Raw genomic sequence first — 24,240 nt, 5'->3', positions numbered from 1 at the left:
AAGCTTATATAATCGACTCACTATGAGCCGTATGCTGTTCATAGTAAGTTGGTTTAAAGTCTTCCATTTTTAGGGTGTGTTCAACCCCTTTAATGGCATCTGCTGCATGATGGTTTACATAAATAACGGTACTCGTTTTTGCCGCACACACCTTTTCTATTAGCAGTAAAACGCGTTGACGATTTGCCTCATCAAGCCCTAAACATGGCTCATCTAAAATAACTAAGGCGGGGTATTTAACCATTGCGCGTACAATAAGTAATAAGCGCTGATCGCCATACGATAGTTGAGTAAAAGCGCAATTAGCTTTATCGCTAAGGCCAATTAGTGCCAACCACTGTTTCGCTAAACGCATTTGTAGCTCATTGGCTTGTTGGTATAAACCGATACTATCGAAAAACCCAGAGATAACAGTATTGAGCGCCGAAATACTCACTCTATACTGTAAATGCAAGGTATTAGAGATATAACCAATATGCTGTTTTATATCCCAAATACTCTCTCCTGTGCCACGCTTAAAACCAAACACCTCAATCTCATTGTTATAACACTGAGGGTTATCACCGGTGATTAAATTTAATAAACAGGTTTTTCCTGAGCCATTCTTGCCGGTAAGTTGCCAATGTTGGTGTTGCTTAATCGTCCAGTTTAAGTTTTCAAAAATAGTCTGTTCACCATAACGTACATGCGCATCAGTAAGCTTAACGAGTGGCGCGTTTGCATTTGAAATGAAAGTAGGCTCGGGTGAATCTGGAATAGTTATAGGTGTATGTTCTAAATGCAGTAACTTAAACAAATCGGCTCGTTTTGCTGCGCACGGTTTTGCTAAGCTATGTTGTAAAAGACCCTTGCTCACATAAGCAAAGTGATCAACAAACGCAGGAATTTCATCAACACGGTTTAGCACAAACACAAAGCAAGTGTGCGTACTCAGTTGCTTTAATAGGCGGTTTAACTGCCTAGCCGATTCAGCGTCTAAACCATCAAATGGTTCATCAAGCACAACTAAATCACTATTAGCAGACAGTGCTTTAATCAATAATAATTTACGTGTTTCACCGGTCGATAAATCAGTAAAATTACGATTAAGTAAGGCATCAAAATTAAGAGCAGTAATTAGCTGTTGGCATAAATCGTTATTTATTTCAGGTTCAGAAAAGAGTATGTCAGTTACTTTTTGTGGTTTATCACTTTTGCGATTAGCGCTCAATAACTGCTTTTGTAAATCACTTGAAACTAACTGTGGATTGTTAAAAGCACTATGACGTTGCCCACTTTGTTGCTTGGCTTCACCAATAAGCGTAGCGCCAAGCGCAGATTTACCGGCGCCATTGCCGCCAAGTAATACCCAGTGTTCCCCCTGCTTTACTTGCCAAGTTAAATCCTTAATATAATAGCGATTACTACCACCGGTGGATAAATAGCCACTAAATTGCTGAAGTAAAATTGAGCTCACACTAGCTACCAAAATAAGTCTTAAAAATTCAAATTAACTTACAAAAGAACAATTAGGCAAGTGAGATTTAATCAACCTCAGTTAGAAAAGCATCATTTAGCGCCGCGATTATGCTTTGCTGATCTATGGGTTTATGAATATGACTTATTGCTCCAAAAGCTTTAGCGCGAGCAATATCACTATCAGAGGTGTTTGCGGTAACCACAATAATTGGGCGTGTTTTGTCTTTTTCATGCAGCAGTTTTGTGGCTTCAAAACCATCCATAATAGGCATATTTAAATCCATAAATATAACATCATAGCTATTTTCAGCTGCCATTTCACAGGCAACCTTGCCATTTTCAGCCGATTCAACGTGTATGTTCAAAGAACTTAATAACTTTTTTAATACCAACATGTTGAGCGGGTTATCTTCAACCACTAAACACTTAAGATCATCAAATAAGCGCGTTGGCTTACCTTCGCTTGTGTCCATTTCCAATGGTAGGGTTAGAAATACAATGGTGCCTTGTGGGTGGTTGTGCTCAAAACGAATGTCGCCATTAAGCGCATTAACAATGTATTGCATGCGGATAAGCCCTGTTCTGAGGCCTTGAAAATGATTACTTTGTTCATTATTGTCTAACTCGAACTGATCAACCGGGTGACTAAAGCCAATGCCCGTGTCCTCGACATTCAATGATAGTTGATTATTGTTGAGCGTGGCGATGACGGTGACCGCCCCTTGCTCAGTAAACTTTAATGCATTACTAAGCAGCTCATTCACTATTTGTTGGAGGCGTGCGTGATCTACAATCACAGCGCAGTCTAAGCTCGGTGCTAACTCGCTGATTAACTTTAAGCCCTTTTCAGTACAGCCATATTCATACACTGCCAATACTTTGTTTAAAGTAGTTAGTAGGTTGTCAGAGGTTGGCTTTAACGACCAGCGATTTAAACTAAGCGCCTGTAAATCTTGAAGTTCATCTAGCATTGCTAGCAACCGAGTTGAACAGTACTGAGCTTGACGCTGAATTTGTTGTTGCGAGCTGGGAATGTTCAATTCATTTATAGAACTAATTAATCCCTGTAATGGAGTTCTAAACTCATGACTGGCGCGTGCGATAAAATGCTCTTTATTCTGACTGACTTGCTCGGCAAATTCTTTTTGTTGTTGATACTCAAGCAGGGTCTGCAAAACTTGCCGCTCCATTGGCATAAACACAAATCTTAACTCTATAAACAATAGCGCTAGAGTCAAAAACCAACACAGTAGCTCAATATTGGCAACCCAATTAACCTTTGTCACCGCTTGCTGCTCAAATAAACTCACAGCGGTGTCTAATTTTTTTAGTAATGCTTCAACCTCACCTACAGAAAGCACGGCTGAGTTCGCAGGCTCTTTCTGGATAAGTAATTCTTTAGCTTGTTTTATAAAAACAGATACCTCGGCATCTAGGTTACCTGGGGTGGCATAATATAAATCAACCAAAGCGGCATTTAAATAAACCGCCTCAGCTTGCTCATTTTTAGTAAGTAAAAACGTATGTCCTTGTTCGAATAGCCCAAGGGAGTGAGCCAACGATTTCAGGTGCTGTTCGTTGTTAGCTGTTTGATTAATTAGCGCATTACTATGCCACGCTATTTTTTGTGACAGCATGCGTTGCTTACCCGCTATATTGATAATTTTCGCATCGTATTTTTGCACAGAAAAGACGTATTGCATGAGTAGTGCGGATACGCTGATCAGCAAGGCAATAGCAATTAATGCCCACCGATAACGTTTGCGAATACTCTTTACAATATTAAACATAAACCAAGCTGCTTTTTATTTTCACTTTAATCTAACTGTAGCAAGTTAATCAGTTAATTCACTAATTATTAGATATAAAAAAGCCCAACTAAAAAGCTGGGCTATTTACAATATCATTAACGATTTTCTAAACGGTTATAATCAAACATACCAAATTCAATCCCTCGATACTGGCGGGCAACGTGATGTAATATATCGCTGTATTGCCAAAACTGAGGATGAGTTCGACGAATCGCAAATTTGGACTTCAAAGCCCGATAATCCGCCTCTACTTGCATAAGCGGTAATTGCTCTGCAAATGCAGCAACTTGTTGCGGGTTATTTAAATACCAAATTGCTGATGGGTAATCACCAATAAAGCCTGGCACAATCGTCACGGTATCTTCTTCATAAGCACGCTGTCCGTCTTCGTTTAATAAGCTCGAAATATTATAATGCGCGTTATGATGAATAATCGTATAAGCCTTGTGCTCATCCTGCTCCTTTACTAACACATACGATAGCTGCGGAAGTAAGTTAATTGCTTTAGCAGGCATGGTATTGATTGCACTTAATGGTGCGGGTACTTTTTTATAGTCATAACGAGGACTCAATACCGGCTCAAGCGTTTGTTTAATTAATCCATATAACTCTGATTGTGGCTTATCAGTTTGGTAATTAATACCGCTGGGCTGGCTAAACTCACGGTTATTTTCGAAAAAGGTCGATAGACTTGGCGGTGATTTACGATACCAACTTTGCTTAATAACTTCGCGTTGTGACTCGGGTAATAACGCAAGGAAGTTTTGCTCACCTTCTAAGCGTAAAAAATCCATATATAAACGTGTTATCAATTGATGGCCAATATTGCCATACACATCAAAGCCTGCCACTAGTAAGTAGTGAATACGCTCAAACAATGCATAATCAAGTACCCACATCGTTTTAGGTTGCTGGCCAATAAGTCCTTTTACAACGGTTGCACTATCGAAATGGCGAAAAATTGTCAGCGCTGCATTTTGGTTATGCCCTTCCCCTTTCCACAGTAAATCAGTAGTTAAGTGCTCGCCATTTTTGAACATTTTATTGGCTAGCTCAACTTTGGCTTTTAAATAGCGCTTTTCACGAACTGAGTACTTTACCCAGTTAGAAATGGGTAACGCATTACTCTCCTCGGCTGCTGGTAACTCTAATGCGTCTTCATGTTGCATTAGCATTTCACTAACCTCTGGAGTCGCCACTTTTTTAGGATCGGCAAATGCCACCCAAAAATGGTCATTAATCACGTTCAGTGCAATTTGACCACGACAAACAGGGCCTTTAATGAAGCCCATAATAATTAACTCAGCTTCATCGAGCATAAATTGATATTTAGCATCAATAGGCAATGCTTCAAAAGTTTTAAATGGATTTGATGCAAGTGCTGGCTCATAGCTTGGTAAACTAGATACAGTGTATTTTGGTGCGATAAACTGCTGATATAAGCGTGTTAACTTCTCATCCGTTAACTTAAGTGGTAAATGCGTTTTTGACAAAATTGTAGAACGGTCGTGAAGCAGTCGATAATAAACACGCTCAACCTTTGGGTTATCATAAGGGCGACGAGCACTAATTAACTTAATATCTTCCCCAGGAGGGGTGCTGGAGCGTACCAACTTAAAAAGTTTGGTGATTGCGCATCACTAAAATAAATGTGCGCTAAAAACCAATGTTCATAAATATAACGCGCTGATAACTGATACTTCAAACCATCTTGATTTAAAAATGCTTCCCAGTTTTTTACCTTTGCAAGCTCAGTAGCTGATGGCGGCTTGATATGCGCCATTTTCCCGCCTTTTTTAATCCAATTTTGTAAGTGCTGAAATTCAGCAGCCGACACCCCTGGTAAACCATAGGGCATACCCGCATGCGGTTGCTCATCGGCTAATTGATCAAACTCACCCATAGTCGCACAACTTTGGTTACGGCTAAGCGAAAAATCAAAGCGTTCATCTAATACTTCATCTTCTGGCAAAGGTGAACTTTGCTTTAATACCAGCGTGTTAAATAACACACTACCGGCTAAATTGGCTTCTTCATTTTGTGCTCGCTCGTTTAATACCGGGCTAAACTCTTTTTCACGCCATTGCTCAGTGGTGGTTGCATCAAATAATAATCTGCTCGGTGTTGAGGCTAATAACCGAGTACCATCGTACACCAGCTCTTTACTCAGCCCTCTATCTATTCCCTCAGGAGACGACAGCTTCAATTGACAAGGCGCATCATAACAACCATGGCAAACCACGCAGCGAGTATCTATTACAGGCTTTACATGCTGAAGAAATTCGGCGCCATCACCACTATTAGCATCAACAATACGCGCTTGTGTTTTTTCGGGACCAAACAGTTCGTTATAATGAGCATTTCCTAGGTAGGCACAGCCACTTAAAATAATCAGTACAAATGTACTTATAATGATCTTTTTCATTACTCTGCCTCATCGCCCAAATCGAACGTGGGCATCATATCAACTTGAGGTGACACGAACGTCAGCTCATCAACTGTAGTCACTACAGCGCTTAATAGAGGACCTTGCGTGAGCGTTAGTTGAGCGTCATGTTCGCTTTGCACTACACTTGAAAAGCTTGAATTGATGACATTCAATTCATAGTCCGTAATGCTTATGCCAATACTACTGTCAGCACTGGGGTTTTGGCATAGCTGAGTCAGTAGCTCATCACTTAAAATAACTGAAATTTCCACGTCAGGCTGCGCTAAGTCACGCGTACTTAGTGTCTCATCTAGAATAAATAAAGGGAGGGTTAAATTGCTATCTTGTTCAAGTTCCATTGGACTCTCTTGCTGACTGGCGGTGTAATTACCGCCATTATAGCAAAAAAGCACATAATTACTGCGACTAAATAACCACACTAAAGTCTAAAATTAATCCTAAGCATTGCTAATTACTAAGCTTTAATATCATCCATTGCCGATTCAATCATAGAAAAAACAGCCCCTTGAGGGTCGCAAATAACACTAAAACGCCCTACATCAGGGATATCTGTAGCAGGTACGCACACTTGCCCTCCAAGGATCGCCGCTTTTTTTACATAGCTATCGCAGTTATCCACGGCAAAGTAAATCATCCAATGGGGAGGCACGTCTTCTGGCCACTCATTATTCATTTGTAGCATGCCCGCTACAGGCTTACCTGCAACTAAGAACAAGGTGTAATCCATACATTCCATAGGCTTTATTTCACTTTGCCAACCTAGTAATTCGCAATAAAAGTGACGGCTCGCTTCGCTATCACGCGTTGCCATTTCGTGCCAATAAGGCGTGCCGAGCTCACAAGGACGCTGACATCCTATATGCTCTTTACCTTGCCATAACGCCACTATGGCGCCGGTTGGGTCTTTAAGCATTAACATGCGCCCTGCATTCATAACATTGTGAGGGCCTGCTATAATTTGCGCGCCTAGCTTTTGCGCCTTAATTGCACATGTATCAACATCATCTACCGCAATATAGGTAAGCCAGTAGCTAGGTGCGGAATCGTCCACTTGCTCTTTAGGCATTTGGTACATGGCAGCAATATCGTCACCTTGCTTTTGAAGCATTGTGTAATATTCATCTTCGCCAATTGGCTGGTCGTCATTCCCCCATTCAAACAACGAGGTATAAAAAGCTTTTCCATCTTTCCAATTATGAGTACACAGTTCAGCCCAGCAAAATATACCTTGCGGATAATTATTTTTATTATTCATCGCCCATTTCCTGTTGTAAATTTAAGCTAATTTTAGCTTAGGCTAATAGTCTATAAGAGTCGATAGCTATTCAATGAATAGACATGCCTTTACTGAGTTTTAGCGTATAGTCATATTCCCTCCTATAAAAAAACACCACTCAAATATTAAACTATAGATATTCAGAGGTTACTGAAGCGCAGGCTTCTACTCGGGGTTGATACTAACTCAGGCTACTTAGCTGACACTAGCACCGAGCAGCTAAAAGCTGATAGCTGATAGCTGATAGCTGATAGCTGATCACTTTTCTTCAAACATTAAAAAACCCGAGACTAAGCTCGGGTTTTTTTAATGCTTAATGCATTACAACAGTTGATTACTCAACGATAGTTGCAACAACACCAGCACCAACAGTACGGCCACCTTCACGGATAGCGAAACGAAGACCTTCGTCCATCGCGATTGGCGCGATTAGAGTTACTGTCATCTTAACGTTATCACCAGGCATTACCATTTCTACGCCTTCTGGTAACTGTACGTCACCTGTTACGTCAGTTGTACGGAAGTAGAACTGTGGACGGTAACCTTTGAAGAATGGAGTATGACGACCACCTTCATCTTTAGAAAGTACGTATACTTCTGAAGTGAATGTTGTGTGTGGGTTGATTGAACCAGGCTTAGCTAGTACTTGACCACGTTCAACGTCTTCACGCTTAGTACCACGTAGAAGTGCACCAATGTTCTCACCAGCACGACCTTCGTCAAGAAGCTTACGGAACATTTCAACACCAGTACAAGTAGACTTAGTAGTCTCTTTGATACCAACGATTTCAACTTCGTCATTCACGTTGATGATACCAGCTTCAACACGACCAGTTACAACAGTACCACGGCCTTGGATTGAGAAAACGTCTTCGATAGGCATGATGAATGGCTTATCGATGTCACGCTCTGGCTCTGGAATGTAAGAATCTAGTGCTTCTGCAAGCTCTACGATTTTAGCTTCCCATTGCTCTTCGCCTTCAAGTGCTTTAAGTGCAGAACCTTGAATTAGTGGTAAGTCATCACCTGGGAAGTCGTATTCAGAAAGAAGTTCACGAACTTCCATTTCTACTAGCTCAAGTAGCTCTTCATCATCAACCATGTCACATTTGTTCATGAACACAACGATGTAAGGAACGCCAACTTGGCGAGAAAGTAGGATGTGCTCACGAGTTTGTGGCATAGGACCGTCAGTCGCAGCAACTACTAAGATAGCGCCGTCCATTTGAGCAGCACCAGTGATCATGTTTTTAACATAATCGGCGTGACCAGGACAATCTACGTGTGCGTAGTGACGAGTAGGTGTATCGTACTCAACGTGTGAAGTTGAGATTGTGATACCACGCTCGCGCTCTTCTGGAGCGTTATCGATTGATGCGAAGTCTTTAGCAACACCGCCGTATACTTTTGCAAGTACGTTAGTGATTGCTGCAGTTAGTGTAGTTTTACCGTGGTCAACGTGGCCGATTGTACCAACGTTTACGTGCGGTTTTACGCGTTCAAACTTTTCTTTTGCCATCTTAAAAAATTCCTAATAAAGAAATTAAAGCCTGACTCAGTATTGAGCCAGACAAGCTAAAATCATATAACAGCGCGAGCTGAAATTATTGTATCTGCAACCTGCTTAGAGGCTTCAGCGTACTTCAAAAACTCCATAGAGTATGAGGCACGGCCCTGTGTTGCAGATCGTAAAGCAGTCGCATAACCGAACATTTCAGATAATGGTACCACAGCATTAATTTGCTTAAGGCCACCAAGTGCATCTTCCATGCCTTCGATCATGCCGCGACGACGGTTTAGGTCGCCAACTACATCACCCATGTTTGCTTCAGGAGTGAGTATTTCAACCTTCATTACTGGTTCTAAAAGCGCAGGGTTTGCATCTAGCGCACCTTGTCTCATAGCCAGCGAACCTGCTATTTTAAATGCCATTTCATTCGAATCTACATCATGGAATGAACCATCATATAAAGTCGCTTTAACACCAAGTAATGGGTAGCCTGCCAGTACACCTTGAGCCATTTGCTCTTGGATACCTTTGTCTACCGCAGGGATGTATTCTTTCGGCACTGAGCCACCTACGGTTTCGTTTACGAACTCGTAAATTGGGGCTTCATCATCCGAAATATCCATCGGTTCAAGTTTAAGCCAGACGTGACCATATTGACCACGACCACCTGATTGACGTACAAACTTCCCTTCAACTTCAACAGTTGAACGAATAGCTTCTCGGTATGCAACCTGCGGCTTACCAACGTTACATTCAACACTGAATTCACGTTTCATACGGTCGACGATGATATCAAGGTGAAGTTCACCCATGCCAGAGATAATAGTCTGGCCTGATTCTTCGTCAGTTTGTACGCGGAAAGATGGATCTTCTGCAGCTAGTTTTCCTAGCGCGATACCCATTTTATCCTGGTCAGCGATTGTGCGAGGCTCAACCGCAACAGAGATAACTGGTTCTGGGAACTCCATACGCTCAAGCGTAATAATAGAGTTCGGATCACACAGTGTTTCACCTGTTGTTACGTCTTTGAGACCAATAGCCGCCGCGATGTCGCCTGCGTGGACTTCTTTGATCTCTTCACGTGAGTTTGAATGCATCTGAACGATACGACCAAGACGCTCACGCTTACTTTTTACTGGGTTATATACCGCGTCACCCTGTTTAACAGTACCAGAGTAAACACGGAAAAAGGTTAAAGTGCCAACAAACGGGTCTGTTGCAATCTTGAATGCAAGAGCAGCAAACGGCGCTTTATCATCAGCAGGACGCTCTTCCTCAGTACCATTTTCTAAGATACCTTGGATTTGTTTCACTTGTGTTGGTGATGGCATATATTCAACAACGCAATCAAGTACAGCTTGAACACCTTTGTTTTTAAATGCACTACCACACGTCATGGGAACAATTTCGTTCGCTAATGTGCGTTGACGCAAAGCATTTTTAATTTCTGCTTCGCTTAACTCTTCACCTTCTAAGTATTTATCCATTAGTTCTTCAGTAGCTTCAGCAGCGCTTTCAACTAAGTGAGAGCGCCATTCTTCGGCTAATTCCTGAAGTTCTGCCGGTATTGCCTCATAAGAGAAAGTCATACCCTGGTCTTCATCATTCCAGTTAATGGCTTTCATTTTAATAAGGTCAATAACACCTTTAAAGTCGTCTTCAGCGCCAATAGGCAGCTGGACTGGAACAGGCGTTGCTCCAAGACGAGATTTCACCTGGCTTACAACCGTTAAGAAGTCAGCGCCTGTGCGATCCATTTTATTTACGAAGATCATTCTTGGAACTTCGTATTTGTTCGCTTGACGCCAAACTGTCTCAGTTTGCGGCTGTACACCCGATGAAGCACAAAGAACAACTACCGCACCATCTAGTACACGTAAAGAACGCTCTACTTCGATAGTGAAATCTACGTGTCCTGGGGTATCAATAATATTGATGCGATGGTCGTCAAATTGAGCGTCCATCCCTTTCCAGAAACACGTTGTTGCAGCAGAAGTGATTGTGATACCACGCTCTTGTTCCTGCTCCATCCAATCCATAGTTGCAGCGCCATCATGCACTTCACCGATCTTATGAGAAAGACCTGTGTAGAACAGAACACGTTCTGTTGTGGTGGTTTTGCCTGCATCTACGTGAGCACAAATACCGATATTGCGGTAACGCTCAAGTGGAGTTGTACGTGCCATAAAATCCTCTTAAAGGTTAAGGACAGATTACCAACGGTAATGAGCGAATGCTTTGTTCGCTTCAGCCATACGGTGAACGTCTTCACGTTTCTTAACCGCAGTGCCTTTGTTATCAGCAGCGTCAACGATTTCTTGAGCTAAACGTAAGCCCATAGATTTTTCGCCACGCTTACGTGCAGCGTCTACTAACCAACGCATACCTAATGCGTTGCGACGTACTGGACGTACTTCAACTGGTACTTGATAAGTTGAACCACCAACACGGCGAGATTTAACCTCTACCTGTGGACGGATGTTATCAAGTGCAGTTTCAAAGATTTCTAGGTGCGACTTGCCTGATTTCTCAGCAGCCACGTCTAGCGCACCATAAACGATTTTTTCAGCAGTAGATTTCTTGCCGTCTAACATTACGATGTTAACGAATTTTGCAAGAAGTTCCGATCCGAACTTAGGATCTGGAAGAATTTTACGTTGACCTATTACGCGTCTTCTAGGCATTTTGTATCTCCGGTTTATTCAGGTTTGTCCTTTTGGAACAATCACCCAAAACAATAATTAATAATATTTAGTGCTTGGCCTTACTAACGGAAAACAATTAGCCTTTAGGGCGTTTTGCACCGTATTTAGAACGAGCTTGACGACGGTCGCTAACGCCTGCACAGTCAAGTGCACCACGTACAGTGTGAAAACGCACACCTGGTAAATCTTTAACACGACCACCACGGATTAGGATTACACTGTGCTCTTGAAGGTTATGACCTTCACCACCGATGTATGAAGTTACTTCGAAACCGTTAGTTAAACGTACACGAGCTACTTTACGTAACGCCGAGTTTGGTTTCTTAGGTGTAGTTGTATATACGCGAGTACATACACCACGCTTTTGCGGACACGCTTTAAGCGCAGCTGAGTTACTTTTAGTAACCTTGCTACGACGTGGCTTACGCACTAGCTGGTTAATAGTTGCCATTTAAATAGCTCCTGAAATTAAAATTACTACTGAAAAAAATAAAAAATCCGCCCTTGTTTTACCAGCATGTTTTAAACGTGCAAGTAAATGGGTGGCGGAATTTTAATGAGCAAAGATTGACCTGTCAACCTAAACCGCTCGCAAGGCAGCAGATAACTACCTTGCGAAACTCTAATCTATTGATTAGGTTCGGTTTATTGATTTCCAGATAAATCCGCGTTTAAAGCATCAGTTAGTGCTTGAGTTGCCTCTTCTGCACTTACCGTTTGCTCTTCAACAACGTCTTTTTGCTTACGACGAGCCATACGCTCTTGATGATACGCAAAACCGGTACCGGCTGGGATCAATCGACCCACAATTACGTTTTCTTTCAGACCGCGTAACTCATCGCTCTTACCATTTACAGCGGCTTCTGTTAGGACACGAGTTGTCTCCTGGAACGAGGCTGCTGAGATGAAAGATTCTGTCGCTAGTGATGCTTTTGTAATACCCATTAACTGGATTTCAAACTTAGCTGGGATCTTACCTTGAGCTTCAAGGTCGCGGTTTGCGATATTAACGCGTGCCACTTCAATTTGCTCACCGGCTAAGAACTCAGTATCACCACCGTCTAGAATGATACATTTACGTAGCATTTGACGAATAATAGTTTCAATGTGCTTATCATTGATCTTAACGCCCTGCAAACGGTAAACCTCTTGCACTTCGTTAACAATGTAGTTAGCAACATGAGTCACACCACGTAGGCGTAAGATGTCATGCGGTGATTCTGGACCATCGGCGATAACTTCACCTTTAGACACTTGCTCACCTTCAAACACGTTAAGTTGACGCCACTTAGGGATCATTTCTTCGTAATGATCGCCTTCAGCTGGAGTAATAACTAAACGTTTCTTACCTTTAGTCTCTTTACCGAAGCTAATCGTACCGGTGATTTCAGCTAAGATAGCTGGATCTTTCGGCTTACGCGCTTCAAATAAGTCGGCTACGCGTGGTAGACCACCCGTGATATCACGAGTTTTCGAACCTTCTTGCGGAATACGTGCTAGTACGTCACCTGGGTTTGCAGTCGCGCCGTCTGTTACTTCAATCGTAGTGAATGAAGGAAGACGTGTTTCTTGCAAGCCACGCTCATCACTTTCAATGATAAGTTTCGGCTCTTTCGCATTCGCTTTAGCAAGATCTTTAACAACTACACGAGTTAAACCCGTTAGTTCGTCAGTCTGTGCTTCAGTATTTGAATCATCGATATCGCTGAACGATACTTTTGATTTATGCTCAAGAACGATTGGGTGACTATGCGGGTCCCAAGTAGCAACAATGTCGTTACCTTGAACTTCTGCATTGTCTTGCACTGTTAATACCGCACCGTAAGGTACTTTATAACGCTCTTTCTCACGACCATAGCTATCAATGATAGTGATTTCTGTAGAACGTGAGGTAATAACAATCTTACCGTCTGTATTTAATACATACTTAGCGTTGTGAAGTTTTAATGTACCGTTAGTTTTAACTTGTACATTATTTTCAGCAGACGCTCTTGATGCCGCACCACCGATGTGGAAGGTACGCATCGTAAGCTGTGTACCCGGCTCACCGATTGATTGCGCCGCGATAACACCCACTGATTCACCCGCGTTGATGATATGACCACGTGCTAGGTCACGACCATAACACTTAGCACAAACACCAAAGTCGTTATCACAGGTGATAACTGAACGTACACGAACTTCATCAACTGAGTGCTCTTCTAAAAGGTCACACAGTTTTTCATCAAGCATGATGTTACGTTCAACAAGTACCGTATTAGTACCTGGAATTACAACAGGCTCTGCAACAACACGACCTAGTACACGTTCGCGAAGTGCTTCTACAACGTCACCACCTTCAATAAGCGGTTTCATTGTTAAGCCATCTTCTGTGCCACAATCGTCTTCATTGATTACCAAATCTTGTGCAACGTCTACTAGACGACGCGTTAGGTAACCCGAGTTCGCTGTTTTCAGTGCTGTATCGGCAAGACCTTTACGCGCACCGTGCGTTGAGATGAAGTACTGAAGTACGTTTAGACCTTCACGGAAGTTAGCCGTGATTGGCGTCTCGATGATTGAACCATCTGGACGTGCCATTAGACCACGCATACCTGCTAGCTGACGGATCTGAGCGGCACTACCACGAGCACCTGAGTCGGCCATCATAAACACTGAGTTAAATGACGGTTGCTCTTCTTCTTCACCTTGCGCATTCACTACGGTGTCTTTTGACAAGTTAGCCATCATTTCACGTGATAGGTTTTCATTTACACGTGACCAGATATCGATAACTTTGTTGTACTTTTCACCAGCCGTAACAAGACCTGATTGGAACTGTTGGTTGATTTCAGTTACTTCAGCTTCTGCTGCTTCAATGATTGATGCTTTAACTGGTGGGATAACTAAGTCATCGATACCAATTGAAACACCTGACTTCATTGCGTAGTGGAAACCGGTGTACATAACTTGGTCAGCAAACACAACTGTGTCTTTTAAACCAAGACGACGGTAACACTCATTTAATAAGCTAGAAATTTGCTTTTTACCTAGAGCTTGGTTGATTGACTCAAACGGCATACCTTTAGGTAAAATTAAAGACAGAATTGCACGACCCACTGTAGTATCAATGATAGTAATTGTATCTTCTACAACACCATCTTCATTAGCTACTGATTGGCTAATACGTACTTTCACTTTTGCGTGAAGGTCGGCATTACCACTACGGTATGCTTTTTCTGCTTCTTTAGGATCTTTAAATACGGTGCCTTCGCCTTTGGCGTTAATGCGGTCACGCGTCATGTAATAAAGACCTAATACAACGTCCTGTGAAGGAACGATGATTGGCTCACCATTAGCAGGCGATAAGATGTTGTTTGTAGACATCATTAACGCACGAGCTTCTAGCTGCGCTTCAATTGTTAGCGGTACGTGTACCGCCATTTGGTCACCATCGAAGTCGGCGTTGTAAGCCGCACATACTAATGGATGCAAATGAATCGCTTTACCTTCGATAAGCACAGGTTCAAACGCTTGGATACCCAAACGGTGAAGTGTTGGTGCACGGTTAAGTAATACTGGATGTTCACGAATTACTTCGTCTAGTACATCCCATACTTCCGCTACTTCACGCTCAACCATCTTTTTAGCTGCTTTGATTGTCGTAGCCATGCCGCGACGTTCTAATTTGCCATAGATAAATGGTTTGAAAAGCTCTAATGCCATCTTCTTAGGAAGACCACACTGATGAAGCTTAAGTGTAGGACCAACCGTGATTACAGAACGGCCAGAGTAATCTACACGCTTACCAAGTAAGTTCTGACGGAAACGACCTTGCTTACCTTTGATCATATCAGCAAGCGATTTAAGTGGACGTTTGTTAGAACCTGTAATTGCACGACCACGACGACCGTTATCAAGTAGCGCATCAACCGCTTCTTGTAACATACGTTTTTCGTTGCGTACGATAATATCTGGTGCAGCTAAATCTAGTAGACGCTTAAGACGGTTATTACGGTTAATAACACGACGGTAAAGGTCATTCAGATCAGATGTCGCAAAGCGGCCACCGTCTAGTGGTACTAATGGACGTAAGTCAGGTGGCAATACTGGAAGTACTGTCATAATCATCCACTCAGGGTTATTACCTGATTGGTGGAACGATTCCATTAACTTAAGACGTTTAGTGATCTTTTTACGCTTAGTTTCAGAGTTAATTGTTGGTAACTCTTCACGCATCTCTGCAATTAATTGAGCAAGATCGAGTTCACGAAGCAAGTCTAATACTGCTTCAGCACCCATCTTCGCTTCAAACTCATCGCCGTGCTCTTCAAGTGCATCTAGGTATTCTTCTTCACCTAATAGCTGACCACGCTCAAGCGTTGTCATACCAGGCTCAGTTACTACGAATGATTCGAAGTAAAGAACACGTTCAATATCACGAAGCGTCATATCAAGCATTAAGCCGATACGTGACGGTAATGATTTTAAAAACCATATATGCGCAACTGGACTTGCCAGTTCTATATGACCCATACGGTCACGACGCACTTTAGTGAGTGTTACTTCAACACCACACTTTTCACAGATCACACCACGGTGTTTAAGGCGTTTATATTTACCACATAAACACTCATAATCTTTCACTGGGCCGAAAATACGGGCACAGAATAAGCCATCGCGCTCAGGCTTGAAAGTACGGTAGTTAATAGTCTCAGGTTTCTTTACTTCACCGTATGACCATGAACGAACCATGTCTGGTGAAGCAAGACCAATGCGAATTGCATCGAATTCTTCGGTCTTATTTTGTTGCTTCAGAAACTTAAGTAAGTCTTTCACCTTAGCTCTCCTGTCGGAGTTAATCTTGAGGACGGATGTTCTCGTCCCTACATTCTATTCAGCCATAACAGATGCTGCAGCGTTCACTGCAGCATCTAATTGGCTTAATTTTCTTCCAACTCGATGTTGATACCCAGTGAGCGGATTTCTTTCAACAATACGTTGAACGATTCTGGCATACCTGGTTCCATTTTATGGTTACCATCAACGATGTTTTTATACATCTTAGTACGACCGTTCACGTCATCCGATTTCACTGTTAGCATTTCTTGTAGAGTGTAAGCAGCACCGTAAGCTTCAAGTGCCCATACTTCCATCTCACCAAAACGCTGGCCACCGAACTGTGCTTTACCACCCAGCGGCTGCTGAGTAACAAGGCTGTAAGAACCAGTAGAACGCGCGTGCATCTTATCATCAACCAAGTGGTTAAGTTTAAGCATGTACATGTAACCTACAGTTACTTGACGTTCAAACTGATCGCCAGTACGGCCATCATAAAGTGTAACCTGACCACTTCTAGGGTAGCCGCCTAGCTCTAGCATGTCTTTGATTTCGTCTTCTTTCGCGCCATCAAATGCAGGAGTAGCAATCGGTAAACCACCTTTTAAGTTTTCAGCTAAACGACGAATTTCGTCATCAGAGAAACTAGCGATATCCACAACCTGACGAGATTCACCGATCTCATAAGCTTGTTTGATGAATTCACGCAGCTCATGAAGCTCGCGTTGCTCTTTCATCATTTCCTCTAAGCGCTCACCAATACCGCGTGCAGCTAGACCCATATGTGTTTCAAGGATCTGACCGATGTTCATTCGCGATGGTACACCTAGTGGATTTAGCACGATATCTACCGTACGACCTTTGTCATCGTATGGCATATCTTCTACTGGTACGATAGTCGAGATAACACCTTTGTTACCGTGACGACCCGCCATTTTATCACCCGGTTGGATACGACGTTTAACAGCTAAGTATACTTTAACAATTTTAAGTACACCTGGTGCTAAGTCATCACCTTGGGTAATTTTACGACGTTTGTTTTCAAACTTCTTATCGTATTCAGCTTTAAGCTCATCGTACTGTGCAGCTAGTTGCTCAAGTTCAGCTTGCTTGTCTTCTTCAGCAAGGCTTTGAGTTAGTAACTTTTCAGCATTCAGTGACGTTAAGTTGTCTTCATCGAAGCCAGCTGCCACAAGTAACTTGCGAGCACGCTCTAAAACACCAGCTTCTAGAATACGGAACTCTTCGTTGAAGTCTTTCTTCGCTTCGCGAAGCTGCATATCTTCAACTTCTAACGCACGCTTATCTTTTTCAACACCATCACGGGTGAAAACTTGTACGTCGATTACAGTACCAGTTACAGAGTTAGGTACACGTAAAGAGCTGTCTTTAACGTCAGACGCTTTTTCACCGAAGATAGCACGTAGTAGCTTCTCTTCAGGTGTTAATTGCGTTTCGCCTTTCGGAGTCACTTTACCTACTAGGATATCGCCGCCTTTAACTTCAGCACCGATATATACAACGCCTGATTCATCAAGCTTGCCTAGTGCAGATTCACCCACGTTCGGGATATCTGCTGTGATCTCTTCTGAGCCTAATTTAGTATCACGGGCGATACACTGTAGTTCTTGAATGTGGATAGTCGTTAGACGATCTTCTTCAACTACGCGCTCTGATAGTAAGATTGAATCCTCGAAGTTGTAACCGTTCCATGGCATGAATGCCACGCGAAGGTTTTGACCAAGGGCTAAGTCACCTAAGTCAGTCGAAGGACCATCTGCTAACACATCGCCACGAGTAACCGGTTCACCAACCATACAAGTCGGCTTTTGGTTAATACATGTATTTTGGTTAGAACGTGTGTACTTGGTTAAGTTGTAGATGTCGATGCCCGCTTCACCAGGGATGCGCTCTTCTTCATGTACATTAACAACGATGCGACTTGCGTCGGCATACATTACTTCACCACCACGTTTAGCAACAATCGTTACACCAGAATCTTTTGCTAGTGTTAACTCAATACCTGTACCTACTAACGGTTTGTCCGCTTTCAATGTTGGTACTGCTTGACGTTGCATGTTTGAACCCATCAATGCACGGTTAGCATCATCGTGTTCTAGGAACGGGATAAGTGCGGCCGCTACAGAGATCACCTGTTGTGGTGATACATCCATATATTGCTGGTCCATGCGACCCATAAAGGTTGATTCACCTTTGTGACGACATGGAATAAGTTCATCTACAAACTCATTGGTTTCAGTTAAGTTTGAGTTCGCCTGTGCGATAACAAACTGACCTTCTTCAATGGCTGATAGGTAATCAACTTCATCAGTTACTACACCGTCTACCACTTTGCGATAAGGTGTTTCTAAGAAACCGTAGTCATTTGTACGTGCATACGTAGACAATGAGTTAATTAGACCGATGTTTGGACCCTCAGGAGTCTCGATTGGACATACGCGACCGTAGTGAGTTACGTGAACGTCACGTACTTCAAAGCCAGCGCGTTCACGAGTTAGACCGCCCGGACCTAATGCAGAAATACGACGCTTATGCGTTACTTCTGATAGCGGGTTATTTTGGTCCATAAACTGTGATAACTGAGACGAGCCGAAGAACTCTTTAACCGCTGCCGAAATAGGCTTAGCGTTAATAAGATCTTGTGGCATTACCGCATCAAGGTCACCTAAGCTTAAACGCTCACGTACAGCACGTTCTACACGTACTAAACCTACACGGAATTGATTCTCAGCCATTTCGCCAACACTACGTATACGACGGTTGCCTAAGTGGTCTATATCATCAACATCGCCAACACCGTTACGAATAGCAATCAATACTTTCATAACCGCTACGATGTCTTCTTTGCTTAATGTGCCAGGGCCTGTGTCTGAATCGTAACCAACACGGCTATTGAACTTCATACGACCTACTGTTGATAAGTCATAGCGTTCTTCTGAGAAGAATAGGTTCTCAAATAAGGCTTCGGCCGCGTCTTTCGTCGGTGGCTCGCCTGGGCGCATCATGCGATAAATTTCTACTAGTGCTTCTAAACGGTTGCTTGACGAGTCAATATTCAATGTATTTGACATGTAAGCGCCGCTGTCCACTTCATTGATATATAGTGTATCAATGGTCGTGTGACCGGCTTTCACCAATTCAGCCATCATTTCAAGCGTTAGCTCGTCATTTGCAGTAGCAATGATTTCACCTGTTGACTCATCAACATAGTTCTTCGCTAATACACGGCCAATGATGTACTCATGTGGTACTTCTAATTGCTTAATGCCTTTTTTCTCGATGCTCTTGATGTGGCGAGCCGTAACACGACGACCGCTTTCAACAAGGACTTCACCGTCTTCGCTCTTGATATCAAAAGCGGCAGTTTCACCACGTAAACGTGAAGGTACAAGTTCCATAAGAACCTTACCGTCAGCGATTTCAAACGCAGTTGTATCGAAGAAGATATCTAGGATTTCTTCACTCGTGTACTCAAGTGCACGTAAGATGATAGACGCCGGTAATTTACGACGACGGTCAATACGTACATATAAGTTATCTTTTGCATCAAATTCGAAGTCTAACCATGAACCACGGTAAGGAATTACACGTGCGTTATAAAGCACTTTACCTGACGAGTGAGTTTTACCGCGGTCGTTATCAAAGAATACACCAGGGCTACGGTGTAGCTGAGAAACGATAACACGCTCTGTACCATTGATTACAAAAGTACCGGTATCGGTCATGAGCGGAATTTCGCCCATGTAAACTTCTTGCTCTTTAATGTCTTTAACTGTGCCTGGAGCTTCTTTGTCCATTACTACAAGACGCAGTTTCACGCGAAGTGGAGCAGAATAAGTCACACCGCGAATTTGACATTCTTTTACATCGAATACTGGCTCACCAATACGATAACTTACGTATTGAAGCTCAGAATTTCCCGAGTAGCTTTTAATTGGGAACACAGAACGGAAGGCAGCTTCCAAACCATGATCGCCATCAGCGTCCGGGACTAAGAATTTTTTAAACGATTCTAACTGCGTCGACAGTAAGAAAGGTATATCCAAAACTTGTGGACGTTTACCAAAATCCTTACGGATACGTTTCTTTTCAGAATAAGAGTAAGCCATGGGGTTCCTCAGCTTGCTGATCTTTGACCCGACCTGTTCTTGTAAGAACAGACTTAACTGGCATCTATGCCAAGATGTACAACATTTAACTGTTGTTCCAACTTAATCCCACCTCAACACTAGCAAACTATAAAGCGTTGAAATTAAAGAATAAATCAGATTTTATTTGCGCTATAAGAATAGTCGCTCTATAGCGCAAAAAGGCCGGTGATTAAATAATCACCAGCCCTTGCCTGATTTCTCAGGCAGCGAACCTAGCAAAAGCTAGATTACTTAACCTCAACTTCAGCACCAGCTTCTGTAAGGTCTTTAGCAAGAGCTTCAGCTTCTTCCTTAGAGATACCTTCTTTAACTGGAGTTGGAGCAGCTTCAACTAGAGCTTTAGCTTCTTTTAAGCCAAGACCAGTTGCGCCACGTACAGCTTTGATTGCCGCAACTTTATTAGCGCCAGCGCCAGTAAGGATTACGTCAAATTCTGTTTTCTCTTCAGCAGCTTCAGCAGCAGGACCTGCTACCATAGCAGCTGCAGCAGTTACGCCGAATTTTTCTTCCATTGCTTCAACTAGAGCAACAACGTCCATTACTGACATTTCAGCAATTGCGTCAAGGATTTGGTCTTTAGTTACAGACATTACAAATTTCCTAATAATTAACGGACTCTAAGGTCCAAATAAATTTACACCGAAAGGGATTAAACAGCTTAAAATTAAGCAGCTTGCTCTTCTTTCTGTACACGTACTGCTTCAATTGTTTTACACAATTTACCAGCAGACGCTTCTTTCATAGCGCTCATTAAGCGTGCAACAGCTTCGTCGTATGTAGGTAGAGTTGCAAGCATAGCTGCATCTACTACATTACCTTCAAAAGCGGCCGTTTTAAGCTCAAATTTCTCATTCTTTTTCGCGAAGTCTGAAAAGATACGCGCAGCAGCACCTGGGTGCTCTGATGAGAAAGCGATTAAGCTTGGACCAACAAATGAATCAGATAGGCATTCAAAGTCTGTTCCTTCAAGAGCACGTTTAGCTAGAGTGTTACGGACAACTTTCATCCAAACACCCGCTTCGCGAGCTTCTTTACGAAGGGCAGTGATTGCACCAACTGTTACACCACGAGAATCTGCAACTACTGCAGATAGAGCACCAGTGGCTGCTTCGTTGACTTCAGCAACAATTGCCTTTTTGCCTTGAAGATTTAAAGCCATGGGTGTTACTCCTGGTTTAATGGGTTACCGTACATCGGCTTCCCTGTTTTACTCTTCCCCATCAATAAAGATGGAGATGCTTTTTACGGCGAGAGCCAGAAGATTAGGAAAAATCTATCTGGGGATTCACACCGTCTACGTAGGTAATATTAAGGCCGAAGCCGCCTACGGTCTTGGACGGAAGCCCAATTTATTGCGTTGCCCGAAGGCGCTTCGAAATTATGGACTTCAACCCGAATTCTTTACTTTGCGATTAACTAAATTAATCAGCAAAATGGCGCAAAATTATAGTACAAATTTCACGCCATGTAAACACTCAATTAAGCAACAACTGTGCTTAAAGTGCCTTGGTCAACAGAAACACCTGCGCCCATTGTTGTAGAGATAGTTACTTTCTTCAAGTAAACACCTTTAGCTTGAGAAGGTTTAGCCTTCTTAAGCGCAACAATTAGAGCTTCAAGGTTTTGTTGTAACTGCTCAGCAGTGAAATCAACCTTACCAATAGTAGTATGGATGATACCATTTTTGTCATTGCGGTAACGCACTTGACCTGCTTTCGCATTTTTAACTGCTTCTGCAACGTTAGGTGTTACAGTACCAGTTTTAGGGTTTGGCATTAGACCACGTGGGCCTAAGATTTGACCTAGTTGACCAACAACACGCATAGCGTCTGGTGATGCAACAACAACGTCAAAATTCATCTCGCCTTTCTTAACTAGGTCAGCAAGATCTTCCATGCCTACTAATTCAGCACCGGCTTCTTTTGCAGCTTCTGCATTAGCGCCTTGAGTGAATACAGCAACACGAACGTCACGACCAGTACCGTTAGGTAGTACAGTAGCACCACGAACGTTTTGATCAGATTTACGAGCATCGATACCAAGGTTAACAGCAACGTCAACACTTTCTACGAATTTAGCTGTCGCTAATTCTTTTAAAAGAGCAACTGCTTCGTTAATTTCGTAATCTTTAGTTACTTCCACTTTTTCGCGGATAGTACGCATACGTTTAGTTAATTTAGCCATTATCTTAGTCCTCTACGTTCAAGCCCATCGCACGCGCAGAACCTGCGATAGTGCGAACCGCAGCTTCTAAATCAGAAGCTGTAAGGTCTGGTTTCTTTGTCTCAACGATTTCTTCAAGTTGAGCACGAGTTACTGTGCCTACTTTTTCAGTGTTAGGACGGCCTGAACCAGATTTGATACCTGCAGCTTTCTTAAGTAAGTAAGCAGCCGGTGGCGTTTTCATGTCAAACGTAAATGAACGGTCGCCGTAAACAGAGATCACTACAGGAACTGGAGCGCCTTTTTCGATAGATTCTGTACGTGCGTTGAACGCTTTACAGAATTCCATGATGTTTACACCGTGTTGACCTAGTGCTGGACCTACTGGAGGACTAGGGTTAGCCATACCAGCAGCAACTTGTAGCTTGATTAGAGCTTCAACTTTCTTAGCCATTATAAATACCTCATTAGGTGGGTCTTAGCCTTGTGCGCGCGAGGACGCGTACTCTAGCGGCTTCCCAGTTTAAAAATTGGTTTCTCACTTTTTAGTAAACAGTTAAACAAACGTTTTCCCTGAATACAAAAAGGCCGCTGATTATAAGTTAATCAGCGGCCTTTATCAAGCTTCGTGCCAAAAATTAAGGAATTTTTAACACAACGCTTTAAATCAATTACTTATCTTGTTCAACTTGACCAAATTCAAGTTCAACTGGCGTAGAACGACCAAAAATAAGTACAGACACTTTTACGCGGCTCTTTTCGTAGTCAACTTCTTCAACCACACCACTAAAGTCTGCAAATGGACCATCAGTAACTCGAACCACTTCACCCGGCTCAAATAATGTTGCTGGTTTAGGCGCTTCTGCGTTCTCTTGTAGACGGTTAAGAATACGATCAGCTTCTTTTGTGCTGATAGGCGCAGGACGGTCTGATGTGCCACCAATAAAGCCCATAACACGTTCAGTGCTATTTACTAAGTGCCAGCTGGCATCATTCATATCCATTTGTACTAGTACGTAACCTGGGAAGAATTTACGCTCAGATTTACGCTTTTGACCAGCACGCATCTCTACTACTTCTTCAGTAGGAACTAATACTTCACCAAAGCTGTCTTCTAAACCTTTGATTTTAATATGCTCTAATAATGTTTGAGCAACACGCTTCTCATAACCTGAGAAAGCCTGTACTACGTACCAACGTAGTTTCTTTTCGTTATTCTCATCCGACATGGGATCAGATCTCCAATCCAGTTAAAAAGCCTACAGCGCGGAATAATATGCCATCTAATCCCCAAAGGATTAATGCCATAATCACTGTTGCAACCATTACGATTAATGTCGTGTGCGTTGTCTCTTGACGCGTTGGCCAAACTACTTTACGAACTTCAATACGTGCTTCTTTTGCAAAAGCTAGGAAGGTACGTCCTTTTTCAGTTACTGCTGCGATGCCTAAACCAGCTGCAACGGCAACAACAACACCAATAGCACGTAATAATACAGACTGATCTGCATACATATAATTACCAACTACTGCGCCTGCAAGTAGCGCAATTGCCACAAGCCACTTTACCGCATCCATCCCACTTGATGGTGTTTCCACATTCGTGCTCATAATATTATTACCTTAACTACAGACACAACAACCCTGCACGTCGACAGGGTTAATCCATTAAAATCTAAACTTAAAAACAAGCTTACTTAAACCGATTTTTAATTCTAGACTTTACTCACTTTGTAAAAAATTGGCAGGGGCGGAGAGATTCGAACTCCCAACCGTCGGTTTTGGAGACCGCTGTTCTACCAATTGGAACTACGCCCCTGCAAAGTGGATGCCTATTATACTTACGCAATTCATTAACACAAGAGTAAAAAGATACCC

The 24,240-nt window shown here is 42.6% G+C and carries 16 protein-coding genes, 1 tRNA gene and 1 pseudogene; all 18 read right to left on the bottom strand.

The features are described from left to right. Positions 1-4: 4 nt before the first annotated feature. The 18 genes and pseudogenes from AC0L7Q_RS00625 to AC0L7Q_RS00540 all read right to left on the bottom strand — a co-directional run bounded on the left by AC0L7Q_RS00625 (position 5) and on the right by AC0L7Q_RS00540 (position 24,181). On the bottom strand, positions 5-1,456 hold the full coding sequence (locus tag AC0L7Q_RS00625) for an ATP-binding cassette domain-containing protein (RefSeq protein ID WP_413401121.1): 1,452 nt from the start codon (positions 1,454-1,456) through the stop codon (positions 5-7). A 67-nt stretch (positions 1,457-1,523) separates the two neighbouring features. Continuing rightward, positions 1,524-3,248 (bottom strand): response regulator, encoded by a 1,725-nt coding sequence (locus tag AC0L7Q_RS00620; protein ID WP_409424430.1) that lies wholly within the window; start codon positions 3,246-3,248, stop codon positions 1,524-1,526. 116 nt (positions 3,249-3,364) lie between these two features. Next, positions 3,365-5,694, bottom strand: a pseudogene (locus tag AC0L7Q_RS00615) (fatty acid cis/trans isomerase). After that, positions 5,694-6,056 carry a hypothetical protein gene (locus tag AC0L7Q_RS00610; RefSeq protein ID WP_054202577.1) on the bottom strand — a complete coding sequence of 121 codons (363 nt, stop codon included), beginning with the start codon at positions 6,054-6,056 and terminating at the stop codon, positions 5,694-5,696. The pseudogene AC0L7Q_RS00615 and the gene AC0L7Q_RS00610 overlap by 1 nt, the downstream one beginning before the upstream one ends. A gap of 116 nt (positions 6,057-6,172) precedes the next feature. Further along, a complete protein-coding gene (locus AC0L7Q_RS00605; protein WP_409424428.1) occupies positions 6,173-6,973 on the bottom strand; it encodes a VOC family protein in 801 nt (266 codons plus the stop codon). Between the two features lie 355 nt (positions 6,974-7,328). Further along, entirely contained in the window at positions 7,329-8,513 is a 1,185-nt protein-coding gene (gene tuf / locus AC0L7Q_RS00600) for an elongation factor Tu (RefSeq protein ID WP_109875886.1), read from the bottom strand. A 62-nt stretch (positions 8,514-8,575) separates the two neighbouring features. Continuing rightward, complete coding sequence (fusA, locus tag AC0L7Q_RS00595) at positions 8,576-10,690, bottom strand: elongation factor G (protein ID WP_418157325.1); 2,115 nt, start codon at positions 10,688-10,690, stop codon at positions 8,576-8,578. Between the two features lie 27 nt (positions 10,691-10,717). Further along, positions 10,718-11,188, bottom strand: coding sequence for a 30S ribosomal protein S7 (gene rpsG, locus AC0L7Q_RS00590; RefSeq protein ID WP_010392135.1), 471 nt, complete (start codon positions 11,186-11,188; stop codon positions 10,718-10,720). A gap of 97 nt (positions 11,189-11,285) precedes the next feature. Further along, the gene (gene rpsL / locus AC0L7Q_RS00585) at positions 11,286-11,660 is read right to left on the bottom strand and encodes a 30S ribosomal protein S12 (RefSeq protein ID WP_002958885.1); all 375 of its coding nucleotides are present in this window, start codon (positions 11,658-11,660) and stop codon (positions 11,286-11,288) included. A 194-nt stretch (positions 11,661-11,854) separates the two neighbouring features. After that, positions 11,855-16,027: a DNA-directed RNA polymerase subunit beta' gene (gene rpoC, locus AC0L7Q_RS00580; RefSeq protein ID WP_413401119.1), complete on the bottom strand. Its 4,173-nt coding sequence runs from the start codon at positions 16,025-16,027 to the stop codon at positions 11,855-11,857. 104 nt (positions 16,028-16,131) lie between these two features. Further along, complete coding sequence (gene rpoB, locus AC0L7Q_RS00575; RefSeq protein WP_076922659.1) at positions 16,132-20,157, bottom strand: DNA-directed RNA polymerase subunit beta; 4,026 nt, start codon at positions 20,155-20,157, stop codon at positions 16,132-16,134. Positions 20,158-20,426: 269 nt separating this feature from the next. Beyond that, the gene (gene rplL, locus AC0L7Q_RS00570; protein WP_008108465.1) at positions 20,427-20,789 is read right to left on the bottom strand and encodes a 50S ribosomal protein L7/L12; all 363 of its coding nucleotides are present in this window, start codon (positions 20,787-20,789) and stop codon (positions 20,427-20,429) included. 74 nt (positions 20,790-20,863) lie between these two features. Continuing rightward, positions 20,864-21,358: a 50S ribosomal protein L10 gene (rplJ, locus tag AC0L7Q_RS00565; RefSeq protein WP_008108464.1), complete on the bottom strand. Its 495-nt coding sequence runs from the start codon at positions 21,356-21,358 to the stop codon at positions 20,864-20,866. A 320-nt stretch (positions 21,359-21,678) separates the two neighbouring features. Further along, positions 21,679-22,383 (bottom strand): 50S ribosomal protein L1, encoded by a 705-nt coding sequence (rplA, locus tag AC0L7Q_RS00560; RefSeq protein WP_010392122.1) that lies wholly within the window; start codon positions 22,381-22,383, stop codon positions 21,679-21,681. A 4-nt stretch (positions 22,384-22,387) separates the two neighbouring features. After that, positions 22,388-22,816, bottom strand: a complete 429-nt coding sequence (gene rplK, locus AC0L7Q_RS00555; RefSeq protein WP_008108462.1) for a 50S ribosomal protein L11 — start codon at positions 22,814-22,816, stop codon at positions 22,388-22,390. Between the two features lie 217 nt (positions 22,817-23,033). Then, positions 23,034-23,591 carry a transcription termination/antitermination protein NusG gene (nusG, locus tag AC0L7Q_RS00550; protein ID WP_008108460.1) on the bottom strand — a complete coding sequence of 186 codons (558 nt, stop codon included), beginning with the start codon at positions 23,589-23,591 and terminating at the stop codon, positions 23,034-23,036. Between the two features lie 4 nt (positions 23,592-23,595). Beyond that, complete coding sequence (gene secE / locus AC0L7Q_RS00545; protein ID WP_008468833.1) at positions 23,596-23,973, bottom strand: preprotein translocase subunit SecE; 378 nt, start codon at positions 23,971-23,973, stop codon at positions 23,596-23,598. Between the two features lie 131 nt (positions 23,974-24,104). Further along, a tRNA-Trp gene (locus AC0L7Q_RS00540) sits at positions 24,105-24,181 on the bottom strand. Positions 24,182-24,240: the final 59 nt, after the last annotated feature.

The organism is Pseudoalteromonas sp. KJ63-1, from assembly GCF_055808145.1.
The sequence above is the reverse complement of the archived record's forward strand: the minus strand, read 5'-3'. Positions and strand labels throughout refer to the sequence as shown.

Excerpts from the sequence above, each read along its gene's own strand:
- AC0L7Q_RS00620 (WP_409424430.1), bottom strand. The coding sequence starts at position 3,248 with ATGTTTAATATTGTAAAGAGTATTCGCAAACGTTATCGGTGGGCATTA.
- AC0L7Q_RS00610 (WP_054202577.1), bottom strand. The coding sequence starts at position 6,056 with ATGGAACTTGAACAAGATAGCAATTTAACCCTCCCTTTATTTATTCTA.
- AC0L7Q_RS00605 (WP_409424428.1), bottom strand. The coding sequence starts at position 6,973 with ATGAATAATAAAAATAATTATCCGCAAGGTATATTTTGCTGGGCTGAA.
- tuf (WP_109875886.1), bottom strand. The coding sequence starts at position 8,513 with ATGGCAAAAGAAAAGTTTGAACGCGTAAAACCGCACGTAAACGTTGGT.
- fusA (WP_418157325.1), bottom strand. The coding sequence starts at position 10,690 with ATGGCACGTACAACTCCACTTGAGCGTTACCGCAATATCGGTATTTGT.
- rpsG (WP_010392135.1), bottom strand. The coding sequence starts at position 11,188 with ATGCCTAGAAGACGCGTAATAGGTCAACGTAAAATTCTTCCAGATCCT.
- rpsL (WP_002958885.1), bottom strand. The coding sequence starts at position 11,660 with ATGGCAACTATTAACCAGCTAGTGCGTAAGCCACGTCGTAGCAAGGTT.
- rpoB (WP_076922659.1), bottom strand. The coding sequence starts at position 20,157 with ATGGCTTACTCTTATTCTGAAAAGAAACGTATCCGTAAGGATTTTGGT.
- rplL (WP_008108465.1), bottom strand. The coding sequence starts at position 20,789 with ATGTCTGTAACTAAAGACCAAATCCTTGACGCAATTGCTGAAATGTCA.
- rplJ (WP_008108464.1), bottom strand. The coding sequence starts at position 21,358 with ATGGCTTTAAATCTTCAAGGCAAAAAGGCAATTGTTGCTGAAGTCAAC.
- rplA (WP_010392122.1), bottom strand. The coding sequence starts at position 22,383 with ATGGCTAAATTAACTAAACGTATGCGTACTATCCGCGAAAAAGTGGAA.
- rplK (WP_008108462.1), bottom strand. The coding sequence starts at position 22,816 with ATGGCTAAGAAAGTTGAAGCTCTAATCAAGCTACAAGTTGCTGCTGGT.
- nusG (WP_008108460.1), bottom strand. The coding sequence starts at position 23,591 with ATGTCGGATGAGAATAACGAAAAGAAACTACGTTGGTACGTAGTACAG.
- secE (WP_008468833.1), bottom strand. The coding sequence starts at position 23,973 with ATGAGCACGAATGTGGAAACACCATCAAGTGGGATGGATGCGGTAAAG.